At 72.1% G+C, this 22858-nt stretch carries 16 protein-coding genes; 5 read left to right on the top strand and 11 right to left on the bottom strand.

Annotated elements, in window-relative coordinates:
* Positions 1–16: 16 nt before the first annotated feature.
* Entirely contained in the window at positions 17–1861 is a 1845-nt protein-coding gene (locus tag ACIPSJ_RS33650) for a family 20 glycosylhydrolase (RefSeq protein WP_401351452.1), read from the bottom strand.
* On the bottom strand, positions 1854–4229 hold the full coding sequence (locus ACIPSJ_RS33645; RefSeq protein ID WP_401351572.1) for an alpha-L-fucosidase: 2376 nt from the start codon (positions 4227–4229) through the stop codon (positions 1854–1856). Before ACIPSJ_RS33645 ends, ACIPSJ_RS33650 begins: the two co-directional genes overlap by 8 nt.
* A gap of 253 nt (positions 4230–4482) precedes the next feature.
* Between ACIPSJ_RS33645 and ACIPSJ_RS33640 the strand changes: the two genes are divergently transcribed.
* A complete protein-coding gene (locus ACIPSJ_RS33640; protein ID WP_359225680.1) occupies positions 4483–5826 on the top strand; it encodes an amidase family protein in 1344 nt (447 codons plus the stop codon).
* A gap of 61 nt (positions 5827–5887) precedes the next feature.
* Here ACIPSJ_RS33640 and ACIPSJ_RS33635 read toward each other — a convergent pair whose 3' ends face one another.
* Positions 5888–6370 carry a GNAT family N-acetyltransferase gene (locus tag ACIPSJ_RS33635; protein WP_359225678.1) on the bottom strand — a complete coding sequence of 161 codons (483 nt, stop codon included), beginning with the start codon at positions 6368–6370 and terminating at the stop codon, positions 5888–5890.
* A 58-nt stretch (positions 6371–6428) separates the two neighbouring features.
* Positions 6429–6602, bottom strand: a complete 174-nt coding sequence (locus tag ACIPSJ_RS33630) for a hypothetical protein (protein WP_189267454.1) — start codon at positions 6600–6602, stop codon at positions 6429–6431.
* A 485-nt stretch (positions 6603–7087) separates the two neighbouring features.
* On the opposite strand from ACIPSJ_RS33630, the gene ACIPSJ_RS33625 reads away from it, so the two are divergent.
* Together ACIPSJ_RS33625 and ACIPSJ_RS33620 are read left to right on the top strand one after the other, a co-directional pair.
* Positions 7088–7465 carry a hypothetical protein gene (locus ACIPSJ_RS33625; RefSeq protein WP_401351450.1) on the top strand — a complete coding sequence of 126 codons (378 nt, stop codon included), beginning with the start codon at positions 7088–7090 and terminating at the stop codon, positions 7463–7465.
* A gap of 25 nt (positions 7466–7490) precedes the next feature.
* Positions 7491–8249 carry an SDR family oxidoreductase gene (locus tag ACIPSJ_RS33620; protein WP_401351448.1) on the top strand — a complete coding sequence of 253 codons (759 nt, stop codon included), beginning with the start codon at positions 7491–7493 and terminating at the stop codon, positions 8247–8249.
* Between the two features lie 179 nt (positions 8250–8428).
* On the opposite strand, the gene ACIPSJ_RS33615 is transcribed toward ACIPSJ_RS33620, so the two are convergent.
* The 6 genes from ACIPSJ_RS33615 to ACIPSJ_RS33590 form a co-directional block, all read right to left on the bottom strand.
* Positions 8429–9931, bottom strand: a complete 1503-nt coding sequence (locus ACIPSJ_RS33615; protein ID WP_401351447.1) for an SDR family NAD(P)-dependent oxidoreductase — start codon at positions 9929–9931, stop codon at positions 8429–8431.
* 760 nt (positions 9932–10691) lie between these two features.
* Positions 10692–12023 carry a wax ester/triacylglycerol synthase family O-acyltransferase gene (locus tag ACIPSJ_RS33610; protein WP_401351445.1) on the bottom strand — a complete coding sequence of 444 codons (1332 nt, stop codon included), beginning with the start codon at positions 12021–12023 and terminating at the stop codon, positions 10692–10694.
* Between the two features lie 149 nt (positions 12024–12172).
* Positions 12173–14494: a GH92 family glycosyl hydrolase gene (locus ACIPSJ_RS33605; RefSeq protein WP_401351444.1), complete on the bottom strand. Its 2322-nt coding sequence runs from the start codon at positions 14492–14494 to the stop codon at positions 12173–12175.
* A 157-nt stretch (positions 14495–14651) separates the two neighbouring features.
* Positions 14652–15872, bottom strand: a complete 1221-nt coding sequence (gene glgC, locus ACIPSJ_RS33600) for a glucose-1-phosphate adenylyltransferase (protein ID WP_401351443.1) — start codon at positions 15870–15872, stop codon at positions 14652–14654.
* A gap of 104 nt (positions 15873–15976) precedes the next feature.
* Positions 15977–17128, bottom strand: a complete 1152-nt coding sequence (gene glgA / locus ACIPSJ_RS33595; RefSeq protein WP_359223033.1) for a glycogen synthase — start codon at positions 17126–17128, stop codon at positions 15977–15979.
* Between the two features lie 38 nt (positions 17129–17166).
* Positions 17167–17952 carry a (2Fe-2S)-binding protein gene (locus tag ACIPSJ_RS33590; RefSeq protein ID WP_401351570.1) on the bottom strand — a complete coding sequence of 262 codons (786 nt, stop codon included), beginning with the start codon at positions 17950–17952 and terminating at the stop codon, positions 17167–17169.
* Positions 17953–18162: 210 nt separating this feature from the next.
* Between ACIPSJ_RS33590 and ACIPSJ_RS33585 the strand changes: the two genes are divergently transcribed.
* Positions 18163–19329, top strand: coding sequence for a DMT family transporter (locus ACIPSJ_RS33585; RefSeq protein WP_401351442.1), 1167 nt, complete (start codon positions 18163–18165; stop codon positions 19327–19329).
* Here the strand turns inward: ACIPSJ_RS33585 and ACIPSJ_RS33580 are convergent.
* Positions 19319–20491, bottom strand: a complete 1173-nt coding sequence (locus tag ACIPSJ_RS33580; RefSeq protein ID WP_401351441.1) for a transglycosylase family protein — start codon at positions 20489–20491, stop codon at positions 19319–19321. The genes ACIPSJ_RS33585 and ACIPSJ_RS33580 overlap by 11 nt on opposite strands.
* A gap of 375 nt (positions 20492–20866) precedes the next feature.
* On the opposite strand from ACIPSJ_RS33580, the gene gndA reads away from it, so the two are divergent.
* Positions 20867–22309, top strand: a complete 1443-nt coding sequence (gene gndA / locus ACIPSJ_RS33575) for an NADP-dependent phosphogluconate dehydrogenase (protein ID WP_401351439.1) — start codon at positions 20867–20869, stop codon at positions 22307–22309.
* The last annotated feature ends 549 nt before the right edge of the window (positions 22310–22858 follow it).

The raw sequence follows: 22858 nt of genomic DNA, 5'->3' as shown, positions 1-22858 counted from the left end.
GGGGGTGCTCCTCGGGTCAGGAGAGGTGCCAGAGGGCGGGGGTGCGCTGGTCCGGCGGGTACTGGACCGGTCGGCCGTCGTCGGTCACGGACAGCGCCATGCGGGTGATCGCGTTGATCAGGTGGTAGCCGTCGGCCGCGGGCTCCAACTCCCAGCGCTGCAGGGTGTTCGTGCTGTCGCAGGGCGCCCAGGTCGCCTCGATGCCGGGCTGGAGCGGGACGTTGAGCGTGAGCCTGCCCCCGCTCATCTCCAGGCAGCCGCCGGCCCCGCGCAGGGTCGCGTAGCCGTCCGCCGTGCGGAGCACGGACAGGGTGTACGACAGCCCGTCCGCGCGGAAGGTGTACGTCCCGTCGGCCACCGGTACCGTCGTCAGGTCCCGCCACCCCGGTGCGTGTCCGACGGCCGTGCCGCGCGCGGTGAACTCGGCGTAGGTGGCGTCCGGATGCGGGGCGCCCCAGGTGGCCTGGGCGATGTGGCGCAGGGCGGGCCAGAGTTCGGTGGCCACCTCGTTCTCGGTCTCGCCGCGGCCGTTGTCGGGCCAGAGGCTGATCTTCGCGCCGGTGATGCCGGTGGCGGAGGTGAGTTTCTCGCCCTCGAAGGAGCGGGGGTCCCAACTCTGGTCGTAGAGCGCCTCGGTGTCGCTGTGGAAGCCGCCGCGGACGAGATAGAGGGAGTACGAGGCGTTCATCACCGGGTAGCCCTGGGCGATGAGCGCGCTCGGTTTCACGGCCACGTTCAGCCAGTGCTCCACGGTCGTCCCGGCCGCCACCGGGACGGTGTTGGCTCCGGTGAGGCCGTCGTTCCAGATGCGCAGGTGCCTGCCCTTGCCCGCCGCGTAGGCCTGGACGCGGTTGACGAAGTCGACGTACGCGTCCTGCGGGGTGGCGCCGGGGCCGTACCTGTCCCGCGCGTACTGGAGCATCTGCGGGTACTTGGCGTAGTCCGAGCCGAGCATGTACTCGTCGGCGCCCATGTGCCAGGACTTCGCGGTGAAGACCTGGGCGTACTCGTCCATGAGGCCGGTGTAGTAGTCGAAGGCCTCCGGCCGGGTGACGTCGAGCCGGGCGGGCTGCTTCACGCCGTCGGAGTCCGTCAGTTGCAGGTCGGGGCGGTTCTCGATCCACGGGTCCATGTGGCCCGGGGAGTTGATCTCGGGGATGATCTCGACGTGGTAGCGGTCGCCGAGGGCGACCAGCCGTCGTATCTCGTCCTTGGTGTAGTAGCCCCAGGTGTTCGCCTCGGGATGGGCGTCGCTCTTCACCTTCAGCTCCAGGAGCAGCTGGTTGAGCTTGTGGTACGCCATCTCGCGGACCAGGTTCTCCAGCCAGGGCAGGGAGACGTGGATGTAGCAGGCGCAGACGCCGACGCCCCGTTCGCGGTAGCGCGGTACGTCGACCGTGTGTCCGGCCGGGATCCGGTCGCCCTGGGCGAGGAGCTGGAGGAGGGTGCGGGTGCCGTAGAAGGCGCCGGTCTCGGTCGCGCCGGTGAGGGACAGTTCGCGGCCGGAGCGGAGTTCGTAGCCCTCGGCGCCCAGCGTGGGCCCGGCGGAGGGGCGGACGTCGATCACGATGTCGCCGGGGCGGGAGGCGCCCGTGACGACCGGGACCGCCCCGTGTCCGGCCGTGCGGAGATCGTCGGCGAGGGTGTCGGCGACCCTGCGGCCGGCGGCGCCGGAGGCGACCAGCCGGGTCCCGGGGCCGAACGCGTAACTCCCCTGCTCCGGCGTCCAGTCGGTCAGCGCGGGCACGGTGACCGGGGTCTGCTGTCGCTCCTGCGCGACCGCCGGGACCGGGGTCGCGAGCAGGGTCAGCGCCGCCGCGAGCCCGAACAGCCGCAGCAGTCTCCTCCTGAGCTCACCCATGCCATTCCACCTTGAACACCCAGACATGCCGTCCCGCCCGCCGGGCCGCCTCGGGTACGTCGACGACCAGGGCACCGTCGCGGACGGTCCAGGTCAGCGGCCGGTCGTGGCCGAGCATGGTCACCTTGTCGCCGCTGCGGACCGGCACCGGTGCCTCGACGGTGAGCCGGGCGCCCGGCCGGGTCAGGGAGTGGATGTAGAACGCCTCGTTCGTGCGGACCGTGAACCGCAGGTCCTCGCCGAGTGCGGCCATGCGCGACCAGTACGTCGTGCCGTGGATCGCCTCGCCGTTGACCGCGAGCCAGGCGCCGGTCTCGCGCAAGCGGGTCTGCATGATCTCCGGGATGGTGCCGTCGGCGCGCGGGCCGATGTCCAGCAGGAAGTTGCCGTTCTTGGAGACGATGTCGACCAGGCTGTGCACGATCTCCTCGGCGGTCATGTAGGCGTCGTCCGGGGTCGCGCTGTTGTAGCCGTAGCTGCGGGGGTCCAGGCCGCGGCTGGCCTCCCACTTGGCGACGACCGTGTCCGCGTACGTCGTGTACTCGGGGGTCGTGTAGTCGTGGAAGCCGATGCCCGAGCGGTCGTTGACGGTCACGTCCACCGGGCGGGCGCGGTTCTTGGCGTGGTTGAAGTACTCGGCGAGGACGTCGACGCTGTCGTTCGCGCCGCCGATGTCGCACCAGATGATCTCCGGGTCGTAGCCGTGGATCAGTTCGAGCATCTGCGGGGCCTGGAAGTCCTTCACGTAGTCCTTGCCCGCCGTGTACCCGGTGTACGGCAGCGGCTCCAGCGTGTACGGGTTGCGCGGGGCGTGGCCCATCCAGGGGCTGTCGGGGTTGAACCACTCGGGCATGGAGAAGTAGAGGCCGGGGTGGAGTTCGGGCGTGTGGCGCCGGGACGCGGCGAACAGTTCCTTGACCAGGTCCCGTCGGGGGCCCAGTTTCACGGCGTTGCGGTCGGAGACCTTGGTGTCCCACAGGGCGAAGCCCTCGTGGTGCTTGGACGTCAGCACGTGGTACTGGGCGCCGGCGTCCCGGAACAGCTCCACCCAGGCGCGCGGGTCGAACTTCTCGGCGGTGAACCTGGGGATGAAGTCGTCGTAGGCGAAGTCCTCGCCGTAGGTGTTCCGGTGATAGGTGTAGGTGGGGTTGTTCGGGTCCTGCATCTGGTCCCAGTACCACTCGGCGTACTGCACCCCGACCGGCGCCCAGGCGGGCACCGAGTAGACGCCCCAGTGGATGAAGATGCCGAACTTGGCGTCGTTGAACCAGTACGGCGCCCGGTGGCCGGCCAACGAGGTCTCGGTGGGCCGGTAGTCGGCGGTGCCGAGCGTCAACGTGCGCCGGGCCGAGGTGATGTGGCCGCCACGGCCGTGGACACCGACCGTGCCGTCCTGCTCGGTGCCGGGCGCGGTGCCGGTGCGGTTGCGGATGCCGACGCGGACGCGGGCCTGTTCGCCGGGGTCGAGGCGGCGGACGCGGGCGGGCTCGACGGTGCGGGCACCGGGGACGGCCACGCGGACGGACACCGCGTCGCCGGCCAGGATCGGGACGGTACCCGCGTTGACGACGGTGGCCTCGACGCTCTGGGCGCCGGTGGCGGCCAGCAGGGAGCTGGTGGAGCGGGCGTCGCGCAGGACCAACGCCCTGCCCTGCGCCGCGGGTTGGAGGGAGAGCGCGAAGACGTGCAGGGAGGTCTTGCCGGCCTCGGCCGGATCGGTGACCGGCAGGGTCAGGGCGACCGCCTCGCGCCGCGGGTCGGTCCACACCTCCGAGGTGCCGATCCCGACGCCGTGCTCGTCCTTGGAGCCGTCCGGCCGGTAGCGGTACGGCGCCGCCAGCGGACCGCCCACCGCGTACCAGTCGCCGCCGCTCAGCCCCGCGGTGGTGGTCGTGCCGTCGGCGTAGTGGACGGTGGCCGTGCCGGAGGCGTTGCCGTAGCTGCCGGCGGTCAGGAAGACGGCCGAGAGGTAGTGGCCCGGGGGGAGATCGATGCGCTGGCCCCGCGCGACAACGTTGTTCCTGGCGCCCGCGGCCGCGGCGGGGAAGTCGAAGGGGATGCCGTCGACCTCGACCCGGCCGGCCGGGAGCTCCTCGCCGGGAAAGGTGTAGCCGGAGCCGTCGAAGTCACCGCCCCGGGCGGCGGCGGTGTCGATGCCGTCGTTGTCGTAGAGGGAGTCGAGCGGGACGGGGACCGGGTCGGGGACGGGAACCCAGGAGGCTGCGGCCGCTCCGTCCGCTCCCCCGCCGCTCCTCGCGCCGGCCGGTTCGGCGGCCTGTGCCTCGGCCGTCGCGGAGAGGGAGAGGGCGCTCGCCGCGGCGGCACCGGCCGCGACCCCGAGGACCTGGCGTCTTGGAACAGGAGACATGCTCATGCGCGGCTCCATTCATCGGATGTCTGATGATTGAGCGGGCCCAGAGGCCTGTCAATGGGGCGTGCATGTGCGGGAGTTGAGTCAGTGATCGGATGATCTGCGAAGAAAGTGCGTGGACCGAGTTCCGCCTGGCACGGCGTCCGACCTCGGCCCCCGCGGTCCCCGCTCTCGACGCGCGGCCGGTAACGGGGCAGAGTGCCCTTTCATACCGACGAGTAGGCCCCTTTCCGTACCCCTAGGAGCACCCGTGACCAGCTGGACCGGCCGGACCGCCGCCGAGATCGCCGCCGCCGTCCGCGAGAAGCGGGTCACCCCCCGGGAGGTGGTGGCCGGGCATCTGGAGCGGATCGCCCGGCTGGACGGGCGGATCGGCGCGTTCCGGAAGGTCCGGGCCGACGCGGCGCCGGCGGAGGCGGACGAGGTCGCGGCGCGCGCCGATCTCGCCGAACTCCCCCTTGCCGGTGTGCCGGTGGCCGTCAAGGACAATCTGGCGGTGCGGGGTGAGGCGCACCGGGACGGTTCCGCCGCCACGCCGGACACCCCGGCCGACGCCGACCATGTCACCGTGGCCCGGCTGCGGGCGGCGGGCGCGGTGGTCGTCGGGCTGACGAACGTGCCCGAACTGTGCGTCTTCGGCACCACCGAGGGCGTGCACGGCACCGCGCGCAACCCGTGGGACACCGCGCGCAACGCCGGCGGCTCCTCGGGCGGCAGCGCCGCCGCGGTCGCCGCCGGGATGGTGCCGATCGCGCTGGGCAACGACGGCATGGGCTCGCTGCGCATCCCGGCGGCCAACTGCGGCCTGGTCACGATCAAGCCGGGGTTCGGGGTGGTCCCGGCCGGGATCGGCAACGGCGACTGGTTCGGCATGTCGGAGAACGGGCCGCTCGCGACCACCGTCGAGGACGCCCGGCTGATGCTCTCGGTCCTGGCGGAGAACGGGTTCGAGAGCGCGGAGCAGCGCCCGTCGTACAAGATCGCCGTGTCGGTGCGCAGCCCGCTGGCCGGGGTGAGCGTGACCAAGCCGTATACGAACGCGGTACGCGAGGCGGCCGGTCTGCTGGCCGGCACCGGGCACCGGCCGCGGCCCGCCGAGCCGCCGTATCCGATGTCGCTGAGCATCACCTCGCTGCGGCACTGGACCGCGGGGACGGCGGTGGACGCGGCCGCGCTGGATCCGGCGCTGCTGACCCGGCGGACCCGGGTGCACGCGGCCCTCGGACGCCGTTTCCTCGGCAGCGTGCGGGGCGGCGACTCGCGTGAGCGGCTGCGGGCCCGGCTCGCCCCGTTCTTCGCGGAGCACGATGTCGTGCTCGCCCCGGCCCTGGCCCGCCGCTCCCCCAAGGCGGGCCCCTGGCACGAGCGCGGCTGGCTGCGCAACGTGCTGGTCAACACCAACTACTCGCCGCTGACCCCGCCCTGGAACCTCACCGGCTGGCCGGCGATGTCGGTGCCGTTCGGCTCGCTGCCCTCGGGCGCCCCCTGCGCCGTACAGCTGGTGGGGCGGCCGGGTTCGGAGGCGGTGCTGCTGGAGGTGGCCGGGCAGCTGGAGACGCTGCGGCCGTGGCAGCGGACGGCGCCGCTCGACTGAGCCCGGCCGGCCCTTGGGGTCGACGCCCCCGCTGGCCCGGAACAGCGAAGCCTGACGCGGCTCACAGGGCGCGGTACATGATGTGCAGGCCGACCGGCCCGTGCCGGGGGTGGTCGTAGGCCCGCGGGACCGTGCCGAGGATCGTGAAGCCGAGGGAGGTCCACAGGGCCACGGCTGGGTTGGTCTCGACGACGGCGTTGAAGACCATCGCCCGGTAGCCGTGCGCCCGGGCCTCGGCGAGGACGTGCTCGGCGAGCGCGCGCCCGATGCCCTGGCCGCCCCGGTCCGGATCGACCATGAAGCCGGCGTTGGCGACGCCGGCGGCGGGGCCCCCGTAGTTCGGGGTGAGGTAGGCGGAGCCGACGACGGCGCCGGTGGGGTCCTCGGCGACGTAGACACGCTTCGCCGGGCTCATCCACAAGGCGCGGGCCGCTTCCTCCGAGGTGTCGGGGTCCCATCCGTACGTCTCGGCGGCGGCGACGATCCGGTGCCAGAAGGGCCAGATCTGCGGCCAGTCGGCCGCGGTGGCTTCTCTGATCAGCATGGGCGTGAGTCTCGCACGCCCATGCGCGTCGGCGATCGCGACGGAACTGACCGGCTGGTCAGTCCACGCTGGGCAGGATGTGGGGCTCGGCGAGGTCCTCCTCGTAACCCGCGAGGCGGATCGGGGCGGACCGGGCCCACACGTCGAGGCTGCCGAGCTGTCCGGGCCTGCTGCCGGCGCGCTCCGTGCGTTCCTTGGGGCGCTGCTCGCGATTCGTCTTCTCCGGTGTCACCGCGCACTCCTTATGTGTCGGTCACCCTCGGGGCGTACCGGACGGTCTGCGTACCGGTGCCGGGCGCCCGCGCGGGTCTGGATGGAAGGCCAGTTCGGACGCGGTGGCGCCGGTAACTCAGAAGAGAGCAGGCCGTTGTCTTCCGGCTTGTCCCGGGACGGACCGTGGGTGTGGGTGGGACCCCGTACTGCTGTCCGTCCCCCCTAGATTAACCAAATGAGCGCAGGTCCGCTCGATAGGGAGTGCAAACAAGCTGTAACTATCGCGAGTCGCTCCGCACTTCAGCGGCCCCGAAATACACCCGTTCGTAACATCATGCCCCGTTTACGGTCCACCCGCTCGGCCTAGCCGAACGAACACACCTTCGAAACCGTGGGCCCCCGCTCCCTTCACAGGCTGCGCAGTTCAGGTTGCGTTGGCCGGGTCGAAAACTCGACATGATCCGATGGCGCAGGACAACGGCTGTCTCGCGGAAGGACTGACGCATGGAGCTGCGCAGCGTCGAGGAGCTGATGGATCTGCTGTACGCCTGCCGGCACCAGCGCGCCCTGCGCACCGCGGCCCTGCTGCGCCGTGGCCGCCCCGCCGACAAGGAACTCCAGGTGGCGGGCCTGGTGCACGGCATCGAGGAACTGCTGGGCCCCGCCGACGGCGCCGCGCACGCCGTACGGCACCTGCTCGGGGAGCGCGTCTACCACCTGGTCCGCGGCGACGGCGTCCCCGCCGACGACGACGTCCTGCGGCTGCGCCAGGCCGACGAGGAGAGCCGCGGCGCGAGCTTCGACGCGGGTGTCCTGGAGGACTGGCGGACCGTGCTCGAACTGGTCGCGGCCCGCAACTCCCGCCTCGGGGCTGTCGACTGACGGTTCGTCATGAGACGGTACGGCGATGACGTCGTCGTACGGGCTCAGGGGCAGGGCGGCCGTCGTCACCGGCGGCACGCGCGGGATCGGGCGGGCGGTCGCCGAGGCGCTGGCGGCGGCCGGGGCACTGGTGTGCGTGAGCGCGCGGGACGCCGGCGAGGTGCGGCGGACGGCCGCGGAGCTGGGCGGCATCGGCCTGGCCGGCAGTGTGGCGGAGCCGGAGCACGCCCGGGAGCTGACCCGGCTGGCGCTCGACCGGTTCGGGCGGCTGGACATCCTCGTCAACAACGCCGCGACGAACCGCCCGTACGGACCGCTCATGGACGCCGACCTCGGGGTGTGGCGGGAGGCGTTCACCGTCAACGTCGAGGCGCCGTTGCGGCTGACGCAGTGCGCGTGGCGGGGCTGGATGCGGGAACACGGCGGCTCGGTGGTCAACATCTGCACGGAGGGCGCGGCCCATGTCGGCCCCGACGTCGGCGCGTACGGCACCAGCAAGGCCGCGCTGCTGCATCTGACCCAGCAGCTGGCGGGGGAACTGGCACCCCGGGTGCGGGTGAACTCGGTGTCGCCGGGGCTGGTGCGCACGGAGATGGCGCGGTTCATGTGGGAGCCGCGGGAGGCGGAGATCGCCCGGGGGCTGCCGATGGGACGGATCGGTGAGCCCGGGGACGTGGCGGGTGCCGTGCTGTGGCTGGCGTCGGACGCCGCCGCGTGGGTCACCGGAGCCGACCTGGTGGTGGACGGCGGCACCCGGGTGAGAGCGGCGCACACCGCGCGATAGCGGTCGGCTGTGCCCGAGATCGAGTCGGCAACGCGGCTGCCCCCGACGGGCGACGGGCCCCTGGGTGGGCCCGTATGGGATCGAACCACGAAGTACGCGTGACCTGCGCACCGGGCACACCGGCGCCTGCCTGAACAGTAGGGCGCCGGTGCCGGAGGCCGCCAACGATTAAGCGGGGGTCACCACTTGCCCGGCGCGTAGTCCTTCAGGAAGACGCCGTACACGTCCTCGCCGTCCTCGCCGCGCACGATCGGGTCGTAGACCCTGGCCGCGCCGTCGATCAGGTCCAGGGGTGCGTGGAAGCCCTCCTCGGCGAGCCGCAGCTTGTCGAAGTGCGGGCGCTCGTCGGTGATCCAGCCGGTGTCGACGGAGGTCATGAGGATCCCGTCGGACTCGAACATCTCCACCGCGCTGGTCCGGGTGACCATGTTCATGGCCGCCTTCGCCGCATTGGTGTTCGGGTGCCCGGCGCCCTTGTAGCCACGGCCGAAGACACCCTCCATCGCCGAGACGTTCACCACGTACGACCGGCCGCGCGCCGCCCTCTTCGCGGCCGCCGCCATGGCCGGGCGCAGCGCGCTGATCAGGATGAACGGCGAGGTGTAGTTGCAGAGCTGGGTCTCCAGGAGCTCCACCGGGGAGATCTGGTCGATGGTCTGCACCCAGGTGTTGCTGTCGACGACGTCGGGGACGAGTCCGCCCGCGTCGATGGCGGTGCCGTCGAGGTGCCGGGCGACGCTGGCGTTGCCGGCGACGAGCGCGAGGTCGGCGACCTTCTGGGCGTCGAGGCCGCTGGTGCCGATGGGCAGCGCGGCGATGCCGTCGACGGCGCCGGAGTTGAAGGCGCCGATGACATGGTGGGCGGGGAGCTCACCGGCGGGCAGCGGGGCGCTCTCGCCGTCGACCAGGGCGGCGTAGGCGGCGGGCAGCCGGCGTACGGTCTGGGTCGCGTTGTTGACCAGGATGTCGAGCGGCCCCGCCTCGGCCACCCGCTCGGCCAGGGCGACGGCCTGCGCCGGGTCGCGCAGGTCGATGCCGACGACCTCCAGCCGGTGCAGCCAGTCCGCCGAGTCGTCCATCGCCGTGAAGCGGCGGATGGCGTCCTTGGGGAAGCGGGTGGTGATCGTGGTGTGCGCGCCGTCGCGCAGCAGCCGCAGCGCGATGTACATGCCGATCTTGGCCCGGCCGCCGGTGAGCAGGGCGCGCTTGCCGGTCAGGTCGGCGCGGGCGTCGCGCTTGGCGCGGTTCAGCCGGGCGCAGTCCGGACAGAGCTGGTGGTAGAAGTAGTCGACCTCGACATAGCGGGTCTTGCAGGTGTAGCAGGAGCGCGGGCGCTGGAGTATCCCCGCGACCCGGCCCTCCTCGGTCTGCGAGGAGGGCAGCAGGCCCTCGGTCTCGTCGTCGATGCGCTGCGCGGAGCCGGTCGCGGTGGCCTCGGTGACCGCCTTGTCGTGGGCGGTCTTGGCGGCGCGGCGGTCCTGGCGGCGGCGCTGCTTCACCGTGCGGTAGACACCGGCCGTGGCCCGGCGCACCGTGATGGCGTCCGGGTGGTCGACGTCCAGCTTGTCCAGTTCCTCGAGCACGCCGAGGCAGACCGCGAGCCGCTCGGGGTCGATGCCGGGGCCGTGGACCACCGCGTCCACCGCGTCCTCGGCCGTCGAGCCGTCCTGTGTCACCGTCATCGCGCTGCCGCTTCCCTGATCCACCACCGGCGCTCCGACTCGCGCCCGCTTTCGAACGGGGAATTTTACGGAGCACCGGGCCCCAGGACCAAACCCGCCCGAATGACGGATGACGGACGGCCCCGAGAAGGCCCGCCTCTCCGGGGCCGCGGATCAGGGTGCGGTGGCGGCGTGCGGCCCGTGGTTCGTGTGCGCGGGGAGGTAGATCGTCATTCGGCACGCCGTTCGCATGAGCGGTAGCGGGTTCGATGTACGCGGGCAGCGGTCTTGGGCGGGCGCGCGCTGTTCGCCGCACGGCCGCAGTCGTCCGTCGGCACCCGCCCGTCCGAACGGCGACCGGAGCCGCGGGCTGTGCACCGCCGACACCAGCACCGACACGCCTTCCACGAACCGTGCGCGGCATAACGCCCACCGCCCGAGGCGGTCACGAACCGCGAGCCGCCGCCACAATCCGCCAGTCGCCGACACCGTCACCGCCACCGCCGTGCGCGGCACGATGCACGCCGGTCCACGGGCCACAACCCGCGAACCGCCGCCGCAAACCGTCTCCGCCGACGCTGAACTAACCCCCGCCTTGACGAAGCGAGGGCGGGTAACACAACCGTCTGCCGCCTTCACCGAACCTGTCGCCGCCATGACGAACCGCGGGCGGCGCGCCGGGGTGCGCGCCACCCCGCCGTGGCGGACCCCGTCTGGTGCACGGCGCCGCTGCCGCGGACGGGGGCGCGGCAGCGCGGCGCGCCCCGCCGTCGGCCGGTCGTCAGGTGTCGCAGACCGCGATCAGGGAGTCGACCTCGTCGGTGACCGCGCGGGCGAGGACGTCGAGGTCGGGGACGGCGGTGGCGTCGGCGACGAGGCCGTAGTGGACCTGGTTGCGGTAGGTGGAGATGGCGACGGCGAGGGACTGGCCGGGGGCGAGCGGGGCCAGGGGGTAGACGGCGGTGAGGGGGTGGCCGCCGAGGCGCAGGCCCAGGCCGGGCAGCGGGACGCTGGTGACGAGGATGTCGAACCAGAGCCGGGCGGCCTGGCCGACGAGCGGCCCGCCGAGCCGGTGCCCGAGCGCCGGCACATGGTCGGCGAGCAGGGCGACGGCACCGGCGCCCCGGTTGGGGCCGGCGTCCTTGTTGCGGACCATCGCCGTGCGGACGCGGCCGAGGCGGGCGAGCGGGTCGGGGTCGTCGACCGGGAGCCGTATCAGGTAGCCGGAGAGCCGGTTGCCCTGTGGGGCGACGGTGCGCGGGCGGCGCTTGGAGACGGGGATGAGGGCGCGCGGGGCGACGCCCTCGGTGCCCTCGCCGCGCTCTTCGAGCCAGCGGCGCAGGGCGCCGGCGACGACGGCGATCAGGACGTCGTTGACGGTGCCGCCGACGGCCTTGCGGACGCGGTGCACGTCGTCGATGTCGAGGTCGACCCCGGCGATGGAGCGGGTGCCGGTGGGTTCGGACTTCAGGGCGGCCGAGGAGCTCACCCCGAGCGCGGACAGGGCGACGGAGGCGCCGATGTCCAGGGCCCGGCCCACGTCGGAGAGGGCGCCGCGCACCAGCTCGGGCACCTTGCGGACGTCGGGCAGGGCGATCATCGGGCGCGGCGGCTCGATCGCGCGGGCGGTGCGCTCGGGCAGGTCGAGGGGGTCCATGACCCCGGCGGCCAGTTTGAGGGCGCGCAGCCCGTCGGCGAGGGCGTGGTGGAACTTGAACAGCACCGCGAAGGAGACGCCGTCCTCGCCGGGCAGCACATGCGCCTCCCACGGCGGCCGGCCGCGCTCCAGCGGGCGTTCCATGAGGCGGCCGGCGACGGTCTGGAAGTCGGCGGTCGGGGCGTGCAGCCGGACGTGGTTCAGGGGGTCGAAGTCCGGGTCGGTCTCCCGGGCGGCGCCGCCGAACGCCAGTGGCTGCCAGACGTCTCTGATGCGCATGCGCAGTCCGGGCACGGCGGCGGCGCGGGCCGCGAGCAGATCGGCGGCGTGGGCGCCGGCGGTCGGCGAGTGCGCCGAGAAGACGCCCAGCGCGCCGAGGTGCATCGGGTGCCGGTCGGACTCGATGTTCCAGAACGCCAGATCGAGAGGGGCGAGCAGATCAGCAGTCGCAGTCATCAAAGAGGGTGCCTCGTGTCGACGGAGGGTGGATCAGCAGTCAAACGCCGACTCATGATTACGGTCAAGTACGATCACGCTACGCTCAGTTAACAGCAGATTAAGTCCCGCCCCCTCCGAAAGAGGCGGGACTCAAGGGACACCTGAGGTCACCTCAGCGCCGGTGGCGCCGCCTCGGGTGACGTACCCCACTCTGACGGGCGCGAGCCGACCGTGAACGCCAGCGATCGCAGGGAGCGCAGCGAACCGGTCGTCAGATACGTCCGGCGGTAGTCGGTTCCGTCGGTGCGGGCCCGCTGGATGTAGCGGTCGGCGGCCGAGGTGCCCGGCGCGGTGACCGTGAAGCCGCCGCTCGGCCAGTAACGGCGGTCGAGGCGGACGTCGACCCGGTCGAAGACGGGGGTGGACAGGCCCCAGGTGCTGTAGCCCGGCTGGACGGGGAAGAGGCCGATGGACGACAGCACGTTCCACGCGGACATGGTGCCGAGGTCGTCGTTGCCGGTCATCCCGGTCGGCCCGTCGGTGAACAGGGTCAGCGCCGCGTGCACCACGTCGGTGGTCTTCCAGGGCTGGCCGGTGGAGAGGTAGGTGTACGGCGCGATGAGGTCCGGCTCGTTCATCGGGTTGTAGACGGCCGCGTTGTAGTAGGCGTACGCGTTGCCGTGCACCCAGACCTCGCGGGCGGTCCTCGCGGGGTCGGCGAGCAGCTTGTCGTACGCGAAGAAGGAGTCGAGCCGCCGGTTGGTGGCCTGCTCGCCGCCGATCAGGGAGATCACGCCGGGCAGGTCCTGCGGGACCAGCCACTGGTACTGCCAGGCGGTGCCCTCGTGGAAGCCGATGCCGCGGGCCGGGTCGGGATTGCCGGTGAAGGCGCCGGCGGCGTCGCGGGCGCGGAAGAAGCCGGTGGAGGGGTCGAAGACGGTGCGGTAGTTCTGCGCCCGGGTGGCATAGCGGGCCGCGTCCGCGCCGTGGCCGAGGTCCCGGGCCATCTGGGCGAGCATCGCGTCGGACAGGGCGTACTCCAGGGTGACGGAGGCGCCGTGGTCGTAGTCGGAGTCGCCGACCTTGGTGTGCGGGCGGCCCTTGAGGTAGGGCGCGAAGCCGTCGGCGAGGTACTCGGCGTTGGCCTCCCGGCCGATCCCGGGGTTGGCGGCGGGCGGCACGCCGTCGGCGTTCTTCCTCAGCGCCCGGTACGCCCGCTCCTCGTGCCCCTTGAGCAGGCCCAGCTGGTAGGCGGTGGTCAGGAACGGGGTGACCGGGTCGCCGGTCATGATGTTCGTCTCGACCGTGCCGTAGCCCCACCGGGGCAGCCAGCCGCCCTCCTCGTCGACCTTCAGCACCGACAGCGCCATGTCCCGGGCCTCGCGCGGCGCGAGCAGGGCGAGCAGTTGGGCCTGGGTGCGGTAGGTGTCCCAGAGGGACCAGTTCTGGTAGTAGGTGAACCCCTTGGCCCGGTGGATCCGGCGGTCCCAGCCGGTGTAGCGGCCGTCGGCGTCACTGCCGACGTTGGGGGCGAGGAAGGTGCGGTACAGCGAGGAGTAGAAGGTGCGGCGCAGGGTCGGGTCGCCGCCCTGGACGCGCACGTCGGCGAGCCGTCGCTCCCAGGCGTCCCGGGCCTGCCGTCGTACCGTGTCGAACGAACGTCCGCCCTCGGTGCGCAGATTGACCTCGGCGCCGTGCGGGTCGACGTACGACAGGGCGGTGGTCGCCTCGACCGTACGGTCCCGGGTGGTGTCGAAGCGGACGTAGGCGCCGCCGGCTCCGGTGCGGGAGCCGGGGGTGATCGCGGTGCCGTTCCAGGTGCCGTACGCGGTGAAGGGGCGGTTGAAGCGGGTGACCGTGTAGACGGTGTAGGGGGCGGTGTCCCGGCAGAAGCCGTGGCCGGTGATCCTGGTGCGGACGGTGTGGTCGTCGAGGATCTCGATCTCGCCGCTGACCGGCTTGTGCAGCGACTGGGCCGCGTTGAGCAGGACGTTGGCCTGGTCGGTGGCCGGGAAGGTGTAGCGCTGGACGCCGGTGCGGGCGGTCGCGGTGAGCTCGGCCCGGATGCCGGAGTCGAGGCCGACGCGGTAGTAGCCGGGGCTCGCCTGCTCGTCGCCGTGGCTGAACCCGGCGGCGTACTTGGCGTAGTCCGTCCGGGTCACGTCCCCGGTGGTGGGCAGGACGGGCAGGTCGCCGCCGATGGCGCAGCCCACGCCCGAGAGGTGGACCAGGGAGAAGCCGCGGATCAGGTGCTGGGAGTAGTCGTAGCCGGTGCTGTGCCCGGTGTCCGGGGAGAGCTGCACCATGCCGAAGGGGACGGCCGCGCCGGGGAAGGTGTTGCCCTCGTCCTGGGTGCCGATGAAGGGGTTCACCAGGTCGGTGAGTCGGCCTTCGGCCGGTTCGGCGGCCACTGCGGCGGGGGTGCCGGACAGCACGGACGCTGTCAGCACCCCGGCCAGGCACACCCGTGTGCGCCGGGTCCCTCTCATGTCGGATGACCTCCGAAGCTCGACATCGATGTCTGCATCGTGAGGGGGAAAGACCGAAAAGCCCGGTAAGGAGGGGTTTTCGCGCGCAGCGCGTCGCGCACGTGACGGGCCCGGCGCGCGGTCGGCGCCGGGCCCGTCACGGACGAGAAGATGGGGGTTACGTGACCAGCTGGCCCTTCCCGAGGGCGATGATCCCGCCCTTGGAGACGGTGTACAGCTCCCCGTCCCGTTCCGGGTTGACGCCTATCGTCGCGCCCGGCGGGACCTCCACGTTCTTGTCGAGGACCGCGCCGCGCACCACCGCACCGCGTCCGACGATGACGTTGTCGTGCAGGATCGACCCCTGCACCACCGCGCCCGGGTCGACCCGCACCCCCGGTGACAGCACGGACCGGGTGACCTGGCCGCGGATCAGGCAGCCCGCGCTGATGATGGACTCGCTCGCCATGCCGCCGGCGTTGAACCGGGCCGGGGAGAGCTGGTTGGAGTGCGTGTAGATCGGCCAGTTGCGGTTGAAGAGGTTGAAGGCCGGCCGCTCGGCGATCAGGTCCATATGGGCGTCGTAGTACGCGTCGAGCGTGCCGACGTCCCGCCAGTAGCCGCGGTCGCTCCTGGTCTCGCCGGGGACGTGGTTGGTGCCGAAGTCGTAGAGCTGGGCCTCGCCGCGGGCGGTGAGCTGGGGCAGGATCGAGCCGCCCATGTCGTGCACCGAGTCGTCGTCCTCGGCGTCCCGGTGCAGCGACTCGATCAGGGTCTTGGTGCTGAAGATGTAGTTGCCCATGGAGGCGAACACGGTGTCCGGGGCGTCCGGCAGCCCCGGCGGGTCCGCGGGCTTCTCCAGGAAGGTCTCTATGGTCTGCCCGTCCGAGCCGGGCTTGATCACACCGAACGCCGAGGACTCGGCGCGCGGCACGCGGATGCCCGCGACCGTGACCCCGGCGCCGCCCTCAATGTGCTGCTGGAGCATCTGCCGGGGGTCCATGCGGTAGACGTGGTCCGCGCCGAACACCGCGACGTACTCGGGCTGTTCGTCGTTGACGAGGTTCAGGGACTGCAGGAGCGCGTCGGCGCTGCCCAGGTACCAGCGCGGGCCGAGCCGCTGCTGCGCCGGTACCGGTGTGACGTAGTTGCCGAGCAGGCTGGACATCCGCCAGGTGGTGGTGATGTGCCGGTCCAGCGAGTGCGACTTGTACTGGGTCAGCACGCAGATGCGCAGCACGTCCGCGTTGACCAGGTTGGACAGAACGAAGTCGACCAGACGGTATGTCCCGCCGAAGGTGACAGCTGGTTTCGCGCGGTCGGCGGTCAGCGGCATCAGGCGTTTGCCTTCCCCACCCGCCAGCACGATCCCGAGTACCGAAGGTCCACCACGACGCATGGCCGCTCCCCTCACCCTGGTGCTCCATGCTTGCCCTGGGAGCACATCCGCTAAGCCTGCACCGGGATCGCGTCGAACAGGCGGCCTGTTCGTTACGCCTGTCATTACGCCTGCTTGAGGATCTCCTCGTAGAGCCGGACCGTGCGCCGGGCCACCGCGTCCCAGCCGAACTCGCCGACGGCACGCTCGCGCCCGGCCTCGCCCATCCGCCGGGCCGTCTCCCGGTCGCCGACGACCGCGTCCAGCGCCCGCGCCAGGCCCGCCTCGAAGTCGTCGTCGAGATCGACCAGCAGGCCCGTCTTGCCGTCCTCGACGACCTCCGGGATGCCGCCGACCCGGGACGCCACGACCGGTGTGCCGCAGGCCATCGCCTCCAGGTTGACGATGCCGAGCGGTTCGTACACCGAGGGGCAGGCGAACACGGCCGCGTGCGTGAGCAGTTGGATGACGTCGGCGCGCGGCAGCATCTGGGGGATCCAGTGCACGCCCTCGCGGACCCGGCTCAGCTCCTCGAAGAGCTCGCGGAACTCCCGGTCGATCTCGGGTGTGTCCGGCGCCCCGGCGCACAGCACCACCTGCGCGGCCGGGTCGATGTCCCGTACGGCGCGCAGCAGGTGCGGCACACCCTTCTGCCGGGTGATACGGCCCACGAACAGCACGTACGGGCGGCCCGGGTCGATGCCGATCCGGTCGAGCACGTCGGTGGAGCGGTCCGGCCGGTACAGGGCGGTGTCGATGCCGTTGTGCACGACGTGAACCTTGGCCGGATCCAGGGCGGGGTAGCAGCCGAGGATGTCGGCCCGCATGGCGCCGGAGACCGCGATCACGGCGTCGGCGGCCTCGACGGCGCTGCGCTCGGCCCAGCTGGACAGGGCGTATCCGCCGCCGAGTTGCTCGGCCTTCCAGGGGCGCAGCGGCTCCAGCGAGTGCGCGGTCACGACATGCGGGACGCCGTACAGCATCTTCGCGACATGGCCGGCCAGGTTGGCGTACCAGGTGTGGGAGTGGACCAGGTCGCGGCCTTCGAGACCCGCGGCCATGGCGAGGTCCACGGAGAAGGTGCGCAGCGCGTCGTTGGCGGTGTCCAGGGCGGACCAGGGGCGGTGCCGGACGACGCCGACCCCGCGGCCCTCGCCCCAGCAGTGCACCTCCAGGTCGACCAGGGGCCGCAACTCCCGGGCGAGGAACTCCACATGAACACCCGCACCGCCGTAGACGTCCGGGGGGTACTCCCGGGTCAGCAGTCCGACTCGCACCCGCAACCCCTCGCTCTCCACGGCCGGTTGGTCCATGGTCACCCAGATGCGGCGCGCGGGGAAGAGCGCGGTGGTTGTGTGAAACAACAGTCACCGCAGACCCCGCCGCCCGGTACCCGGTAGTAGAGGCAGCAGCTGCGCCGCCGGAAGGCCGGGCCGGTGCGGGTGCCGGTGGCGCTCAGCCGGGGGTGCGCGAAGAGGGCGTCGGTGAGGGCGCGGGTCCGGGCGGCCGCATCCGTACGGTTGTTCGCACGCGCCCAGCGGCCCAGTTCCCGTGCGGCCCCGGCCAGCGCGGAGCCCGCGTTGCCCCGGAGCAGGCCGGTGGCCACGCCGTAGCGGGCCCGCACGGCCTCCTCCAGGGGTTCGAGATGGCCGTGTACGACGGCCTCGGTGAGCGTGGCCGGATCGGCGCCGCCGGGCAGCGGGCGCACCTCGGTGAGCCAGAGGTCGTCGGGGGCGCCGGCCCCGGTGTCCCAGCGGAGCAGGCGGGGGTCGAGATCCGGGAGGCCGCCGTACCGGACGGCGCAGCCCAGGGCCACGGACCAGAGCCGCGCGGCCAGCGCCTGATGGGCGATGGAGGCCGCGACCCGGAGCTCGGAGGTCCGCAAACCCCTCGCGACAGCCTCGACACGGAAAGTCAGGACATCTCGATAAACATCCGACCTGGGATTTTTATAAGCCTTTGCGAGGGTCGGCAGCTCGTCGATCAGCGCCGCACCCGGATCTCCGGCCGCCGGTCGGACCGTCCGCAGCACGAAGAAGCCGCCGAGCGGCCGGAGCGCGGCAAGATCGGGGTCGAGGTCCACGAACAGCAGTAGTACCAGGGTTCTTAGGATTCCGGCTGCCCGCTCCTCCACCCGGCGTCACCCACCCTGGGGATGATCAGGGCCCTCTCCTACTCCATCGGTAGTACGACTCATTGGGTGCTCAGGTACGACGACGGGAAGCACCGGGGACGGCAGAGTGTTGCTCATGGAAGCCGACCGATCACCGAGCGGGGCCTCAGGGCCGCGCCTGACGCAGAGGAGCCGTACATGAGCGCCCTCGCGTTGTCCGTCTTGCTCTCCTTCGTCTCCGCCGTCGCCTACGCCGGCGGGGCGATCGTGCAGGAGCAGGTCGCGGTCTCCTCCCCCGACGAGCAGTACGCGCCGCTGCGCCGCCCGAGCTGGTGGGGCGCGATGGCGCTCAACGGCCTCGGCGGCCTGCTGCACGTCGTGGCGTTGGCCTACGGCCCGCTGAGCCTGGTCCAGCCGCTGGGCGCGCTCACCATCGTGTTCGCCCTGCCCATGGCGGCCCTGTTCGTCGGCCGCAGGGCCGGGGCGACCGCCTGGCGGGGCGCGATCATGGCCACGGTGGGTCTGGCCGGACTGCTCTCCCTGGTCGGCACCTCCGACTCGCACACCCTGGACTCCGCCGGGCGGATCGGGGTGTCCCTGGTCACCGGCGGCGCGGTGGTCGCGCTGATGATCGCGGGCCGGGCCGCACACCGGCACCCGGCGGTGCGCAGCGTGCTGCTCGCCACCGCGTCCGGCATAGCCTTCGGCATGTCCTCGGTGTTCACCAAGGTCGTGGCCATCGACTGGGACGGCGGGATCGCCGTCTCCGACCTGCTCTGGCTGGGCGTGATCGGCGTCTACGCCGTCGCGGGCGTGCTCATCTCGCAGTCCGCCTACCGCGGTGGCGGCCTCGCGGCCCCGCTCGCCACCCTCACGGTGGTCAACCCGGTGCTGGCGGCCGCCGTCGGCATCACGATGTTCGGCGAGGCCTTCCGCTACGGCACGACGGGCACCCTGCTGGCGCTCGGCTGCGGTGTGGTGGCCGCGGGTGGCCTGATCCTGCTGACGACCGAGCGCCTGGAGCACACCCCGCACCCGGCGGAGACGGTCCCGGAGCCGCTGCCCGAGGCGTCCCCCGAGCCGCTGGTCGAGGCACTGGTGGAACTGGCGGAGGCGGGGCTCGCGGAAGCGGGACTCGCGGCCGCGGGCCCGGCGACGTCAGGTCCGGCCGAGCCGGCTCCGGAGCCGGTGGGCGGCGCGGTGCTCGCCGTCGGCGACGTGGCGGGCCCGGCGGGCCCGGCACGGATCGAGATGCCGCAGCAGCGCACCTCGTCCCCGGCGGAGGTGCCCGACGTCCTGCTGCCCGCCGTCGACTACGTGCACGGCCCGCTCCTCGACCGACGCCGGACGCGGGTCAAATACTGACGCCGCCGGCCCGGAGATAGGCGACCGGGTCGATGTCCGAGCCGAAACCGGGCCCCGTCCGCACCTCGAAGTGCAGATGCGGGCCCGTGGCGTTCCCGGTGGAACCCGAGCGGCCGATCCGCTGGCCGACGGACACGCTCTGCCCGGCCCGCACGGAGATCGCCGACAGATGGGCGTACTGCGAGTAGCGGCCGTCGGCGTGCCGGATCACCACCTGGTAGCCGTACGAGCCGCCCCAGCCCGCCGTGACGACCTGTCCGGCCTCGACGGCCTTCACGGAGGTTCCGGTGGGCACGAGGAAGTCGACGCCGGTGTGGTAGCCCTTCGACCAGTGCGAGCCGGACGCGTGGTACGGCGTGCCGATCGGGGCGTCGACCGGGGCGACGACGGAGTGGCCGGTGCGCGGGGCGGCCTTCTTGGTCTCGGCGGCCGGCTTGGCCTTGGACTCGGTCTTCGTCTTCGCCTTCGGCTTGGCCTTCGTCCCCGTCTTCGTCCCGGCCTTCGTCCTGGCGGCGGCCTCACCGGTCAGGCTGAGCCGCTGGCCCGGCAGGATCAGGTCGGGGTCGGAGCCGACGGTCGCGCGGTTGGCGGCGTACAGCCGGTGCCAGCCGCCGTTGACGTCGTGTTCCTCGGCGATCCCGGAGAGCGTGTCACCGCGCACCACGGTGTACATCTCGGCCTTCCCGGCCCGGGACTGGGGTGTGGTCTGCGGCTGTACGTCCCGTACGGAACTCTTGGCCGGACGGGTACGGGTGCTCTCGGTGTGCACGTCCGGCTCGTCGCCGCCGCGCGTGAGCCCGCCCCGCACCGAACAGACGGGCCAGGCACCCGGCCCCTGCCCGTCGAGGACCTTCTCGGCCACGGCTATCTGCTGGTCCTTGGTGGCGAGGTCGGCACGCGGCGCGTATCTGGTGCCGCCGAACGCCTCCCAGGTGGACTGGGTGAACTGGAGCCCGCCGTAGTAGCCGTTGCCGGTGTTGATGTGCCAGTCGCCGCTGGACTCGCAGGCGGCGACCTTGTCCCAGGTCGACACGGAGGCCGCGTCGGCGCTCCCGGCGGCGGCCAGCGGGATCGCCAGACCGGCGCCGCCCGCCGTGACGGTGAGCGAGGCCCGGTTGATCCGGTTCGGCTGGTACCGGCGGTGCCGGCCGCGTTCGGCCATGTCTGGAGCCCCCCTCGCCACACGCGTCAGGAAGGCCAAAAGTAAGCGCCCCGAACAGGCCATGACAAGACGGCAATCAGCCGCCTCTCGCCCCTGGCGAAACGGCCGTCACGCGGTGAAGGGACGGCGCGGGAACCGGAACTGACGCCTCTTCAACACCACGCGCTCTCCAGCGCCTCTCCCGCACCTCTTCCGTACCTCTCCGAAGCGTTCGGTGAGGCTACTGAGGCGTCGGCCGCTGCCGTCCGTATCTGCAAGTGCGGCCGGTCGAACGGCGAGTCAGGATGGCCTTTGGGCAATACTGGCGGGCACGAGCGACGGCAGCATCTCTTGCACGTGCTACGGGATCGACTTGATCTTTGAGGAGCAGGCGGTATGAGCACTACGGCGCAGATCGGCGTCACGGGTCTGGCGGTCATGGGCCGCAACCTCGCCCGGAACTTCGCGCGCAACGGCTACACGGTGGCGTTGCACAACCGCACGGTGTCCAAGACACACGAGCTGGTGGAGAACTTCGGGGACGAGGGCGACTTCATCGCGGCCGAGACCGCCAAGGAGTTCGTGGCGGCGCTGGAGCGGCCGCGCCGTCTCGTCATCATGGTCAAGGCCGGCGGCCCGACGGACGCGGTGATCGAGGAGTTCGCGCCGCTCCTCGAACCCGGCGACATGATCATCGACGGGGGCAACGCGCACTTCGCGGACACCCGGCGCCGTGAGCAGGCGCTGCGCGAGCAGGGCATCCACTTCGTCGGCATGGGCGTGTCCGGCGGCGAGGAGGGCGCGCTGCACGGGCCGAGCATCATGCCGGGCGGCCCCAAGGAGTCGTACGACTCGCTCGGCCCGATGCTGGAGAAGATCTCGGCGAAGGCGGTGGCGGACGGCGCGCCCTGCGTGACGCATGTCGGCCCCGACGGTGCCGGGCACTTCGTGAAGATGGTGCACAACGGCATCGAGTACGCCGACATGCAGCTGATCGGCGAGGCGTACCAGCTGCTGCGCGATGTCGCCGGGTACTCCCCCGCGCAGATCGCGGACATCTTCCGCACCTGGAACACGGGCCGGCTCGACTCGTACCTGATCGAGATCACGGCCGAGGTGCTGGCGCACGTGGACGCGGCGACCGGCAAGCCGTTCGTGGACGTGGTGGTGGACCAGGCCGAGCAGAAGGGCACCGGCCGCTGGACCGTCCAGATCGCGCTCGACCTGGGCGTGCCGGTGTCGGGCATCGCCGAGGCCGTCTTCGCGCGGTCCCTGTCGGGCCACGCCGATCTGCGGGCCGCGTCCCGCGGGCTGGCCGGGCCGAAGCCGGCACCGCTCTCCGAGGCGGAGGCGGCGGCGTTCGCCGACCGGGTGGAGCAGGCGCTGTACGCGTCGAAGATCGTGTCGTACACGCAGGGCTTCCACGAGATCCAGGCGGGCAGCGACGAGTACGACTGGAACATCGACCTCGGGGCCGTCTCCTCGATCTGGCGGGGCGGCTGCATCATCCGGGCGGCGTTCCTCGACCGGATCCGCGCGGCGTACGACGCCCGCGCCGACCTGCCGAGCCTGCTGTCCGACGAGACGTTCGCGCGGGAGATCGCGGGGGCGCAGGACGACTGGCGCGAGGTGATCATCGCGGCGACCCGGCAGGGGGTGGCGGTGCCCGGCTTCTCCGCTGCGCTCGCCTACTACGACGCCCTGCGGGCCGAGCGGTTGCCTGCGGCGCTCACGCAGGGGCAGCGGGACTTCTTCGGGGCGCACACGTACCGGAGGGTGGACCGCGAGGGCTCGTTCCACACGCTGTGGGGCGGGGACCGGAGCGAGGTCTCGGCGTAGCAGCGGGGGTTCCGCTCGTCGGGTGGGTGCGGGTGAACTGTGGTTTCGCGCAGTTCCCCGCGCCCCTGGCCGGCTGGTGCCTGGCTGATGACGGCTGTCCAGTGCGGGTGCGTGGTGGGATTTTGCGCAGTTCCCCGCGCCCCTGGGGGTGGTCCTGGGCTGGTGGCGGCCGTCGGGTGCGGGTGCGTGGTGGGGTTTCGCGCAGTTCCCCGCGCCCCTGGGGTGGTGCCGGGTTGGTGACGGCTGTCGAGTGCGGGGCTGCCTAACGGCGGTTCTTGGCGTGCCGCTGTGTGATGCCGGTTGGGGGCTCGCTCAGGTGAGGGGTGGGCCCGGCTCGGGGGTGGGGACTGGTTCGGGGTCCGGGGGGATGGGGGATGGTGAGGGGTTCGGTGGGGCGGGGGGTGGTGGGATCGGGGTTGGTTCGGGGGCCGGTGAGGGTTCGGGGGTGGGTACCGGGGTGGGGTAGGGGTCCGGTGGGTGTGGGGTGGTCATGGTGTCCTCCGGCCAGTGGCTGGACTTCGCCTCTGGGGGTCTATGTGCCACCTACCC

It is taken from the genome of Streptomyces sp. NPDC090088 (genome assembly GCF_044747345.1).
Lineage (GTDB): Bacteria > Actinomycetota > Actinomycetes > Streptomycetales > Streptomycetaceae > Streptomyces.
This window is presented reverse-complemented; position numbering and strand designations above follow the sequence as displayed.

Bases quoted from the DNA above. Each gene is read 5' to 3' on its own strand.
- ACIPSJ_RS33650 (WP_401351452.1), bottom strand. From the start codon at position 1,861: ATGGGTGAGCTCAGGAGGAGACTGCTGCGGCTGTTCGGGCTCGCGGCG.
- ACIPSJ_RS33645 (WP_401351572.1), bottom strand. From the start codon at position 4,229: ATGTCTCCTGTTCCAAGACGCCAGGTCCTCGGGGTCGCGGCCGGTGCC.
- ACIPSJ_RS33635 (WP_359225678.1), bottom strand. From the start codon at position 6,370: ATGCTGATCAGAGAAGCCACCGCGGCCGACTGGCCGCAGATCTGGCCC.
- ACIPSJ_RS33625 (WP_401351450.1), top strand. From the start codon at position 7,088: ATGGAGCTGCGCAGCGTCGAGGAGCTGATGGATCTGCTGTACGCCTGC.
- ACIPSJ_RS33620 (WP_401351448.1), top strand. From the start codon at position 7,491: ATGACGTCGTCGTACGGGCTCAGGGGCAGGGCGGCCGTCGTCACCGGC.
- ACIPSJ_RS33615 (WP_401351447.1), bottom strand. From the start codon at position 9,931: ATGACGGTGACACAGGACGGCTCGACGGCCGAGGACGCGGTGGACGCG.
- ACIPSJ_RS33610 (WP_401351445.1), bottom strand. From the start codon at position 12,023: ATGACTGCGACTGCTGATCTGCTCGCCCCTCTCGATCTGGCGTTCTGG.
- ACIPSJ_RS33605 (WP_401351444.1), bottom strand. From the start codon at position 14,494: ATGAGAGGGACCCGGCGCACACGGGTGTGCCTGGCCGGGGTGCTGACA.
- glgC (WP_401351443.1), bottom strand. From the start codon at position 15,872: ATGCGTCGTGGTGGACCTTCGGTACTCGGGATCGTGCTGGCGGGTGGG.
- ACIPSJ_RS33585 (WP_401351442.1), top strand. From the start codon at position 18,163: ATGAGCGCCCTCGCGTTGTCCGTCTTGCTCTCCTTCGTCTCCGCCGTC.
- ACIPSJ_RS33580 (WP_401351441.1), bottom strand. From the start codon at position 20,491: ATGGCCGAACGCGGCCGGCACCGCCGGTACCAGCCGAACCGGATCAAC.
- gndA (WP_401351439.1), top strand. From the start codon at position 20,867: ATGAGCACTACGGCGCAGATCGGCGTCACGGGTCTGGCGGTCATGGGC.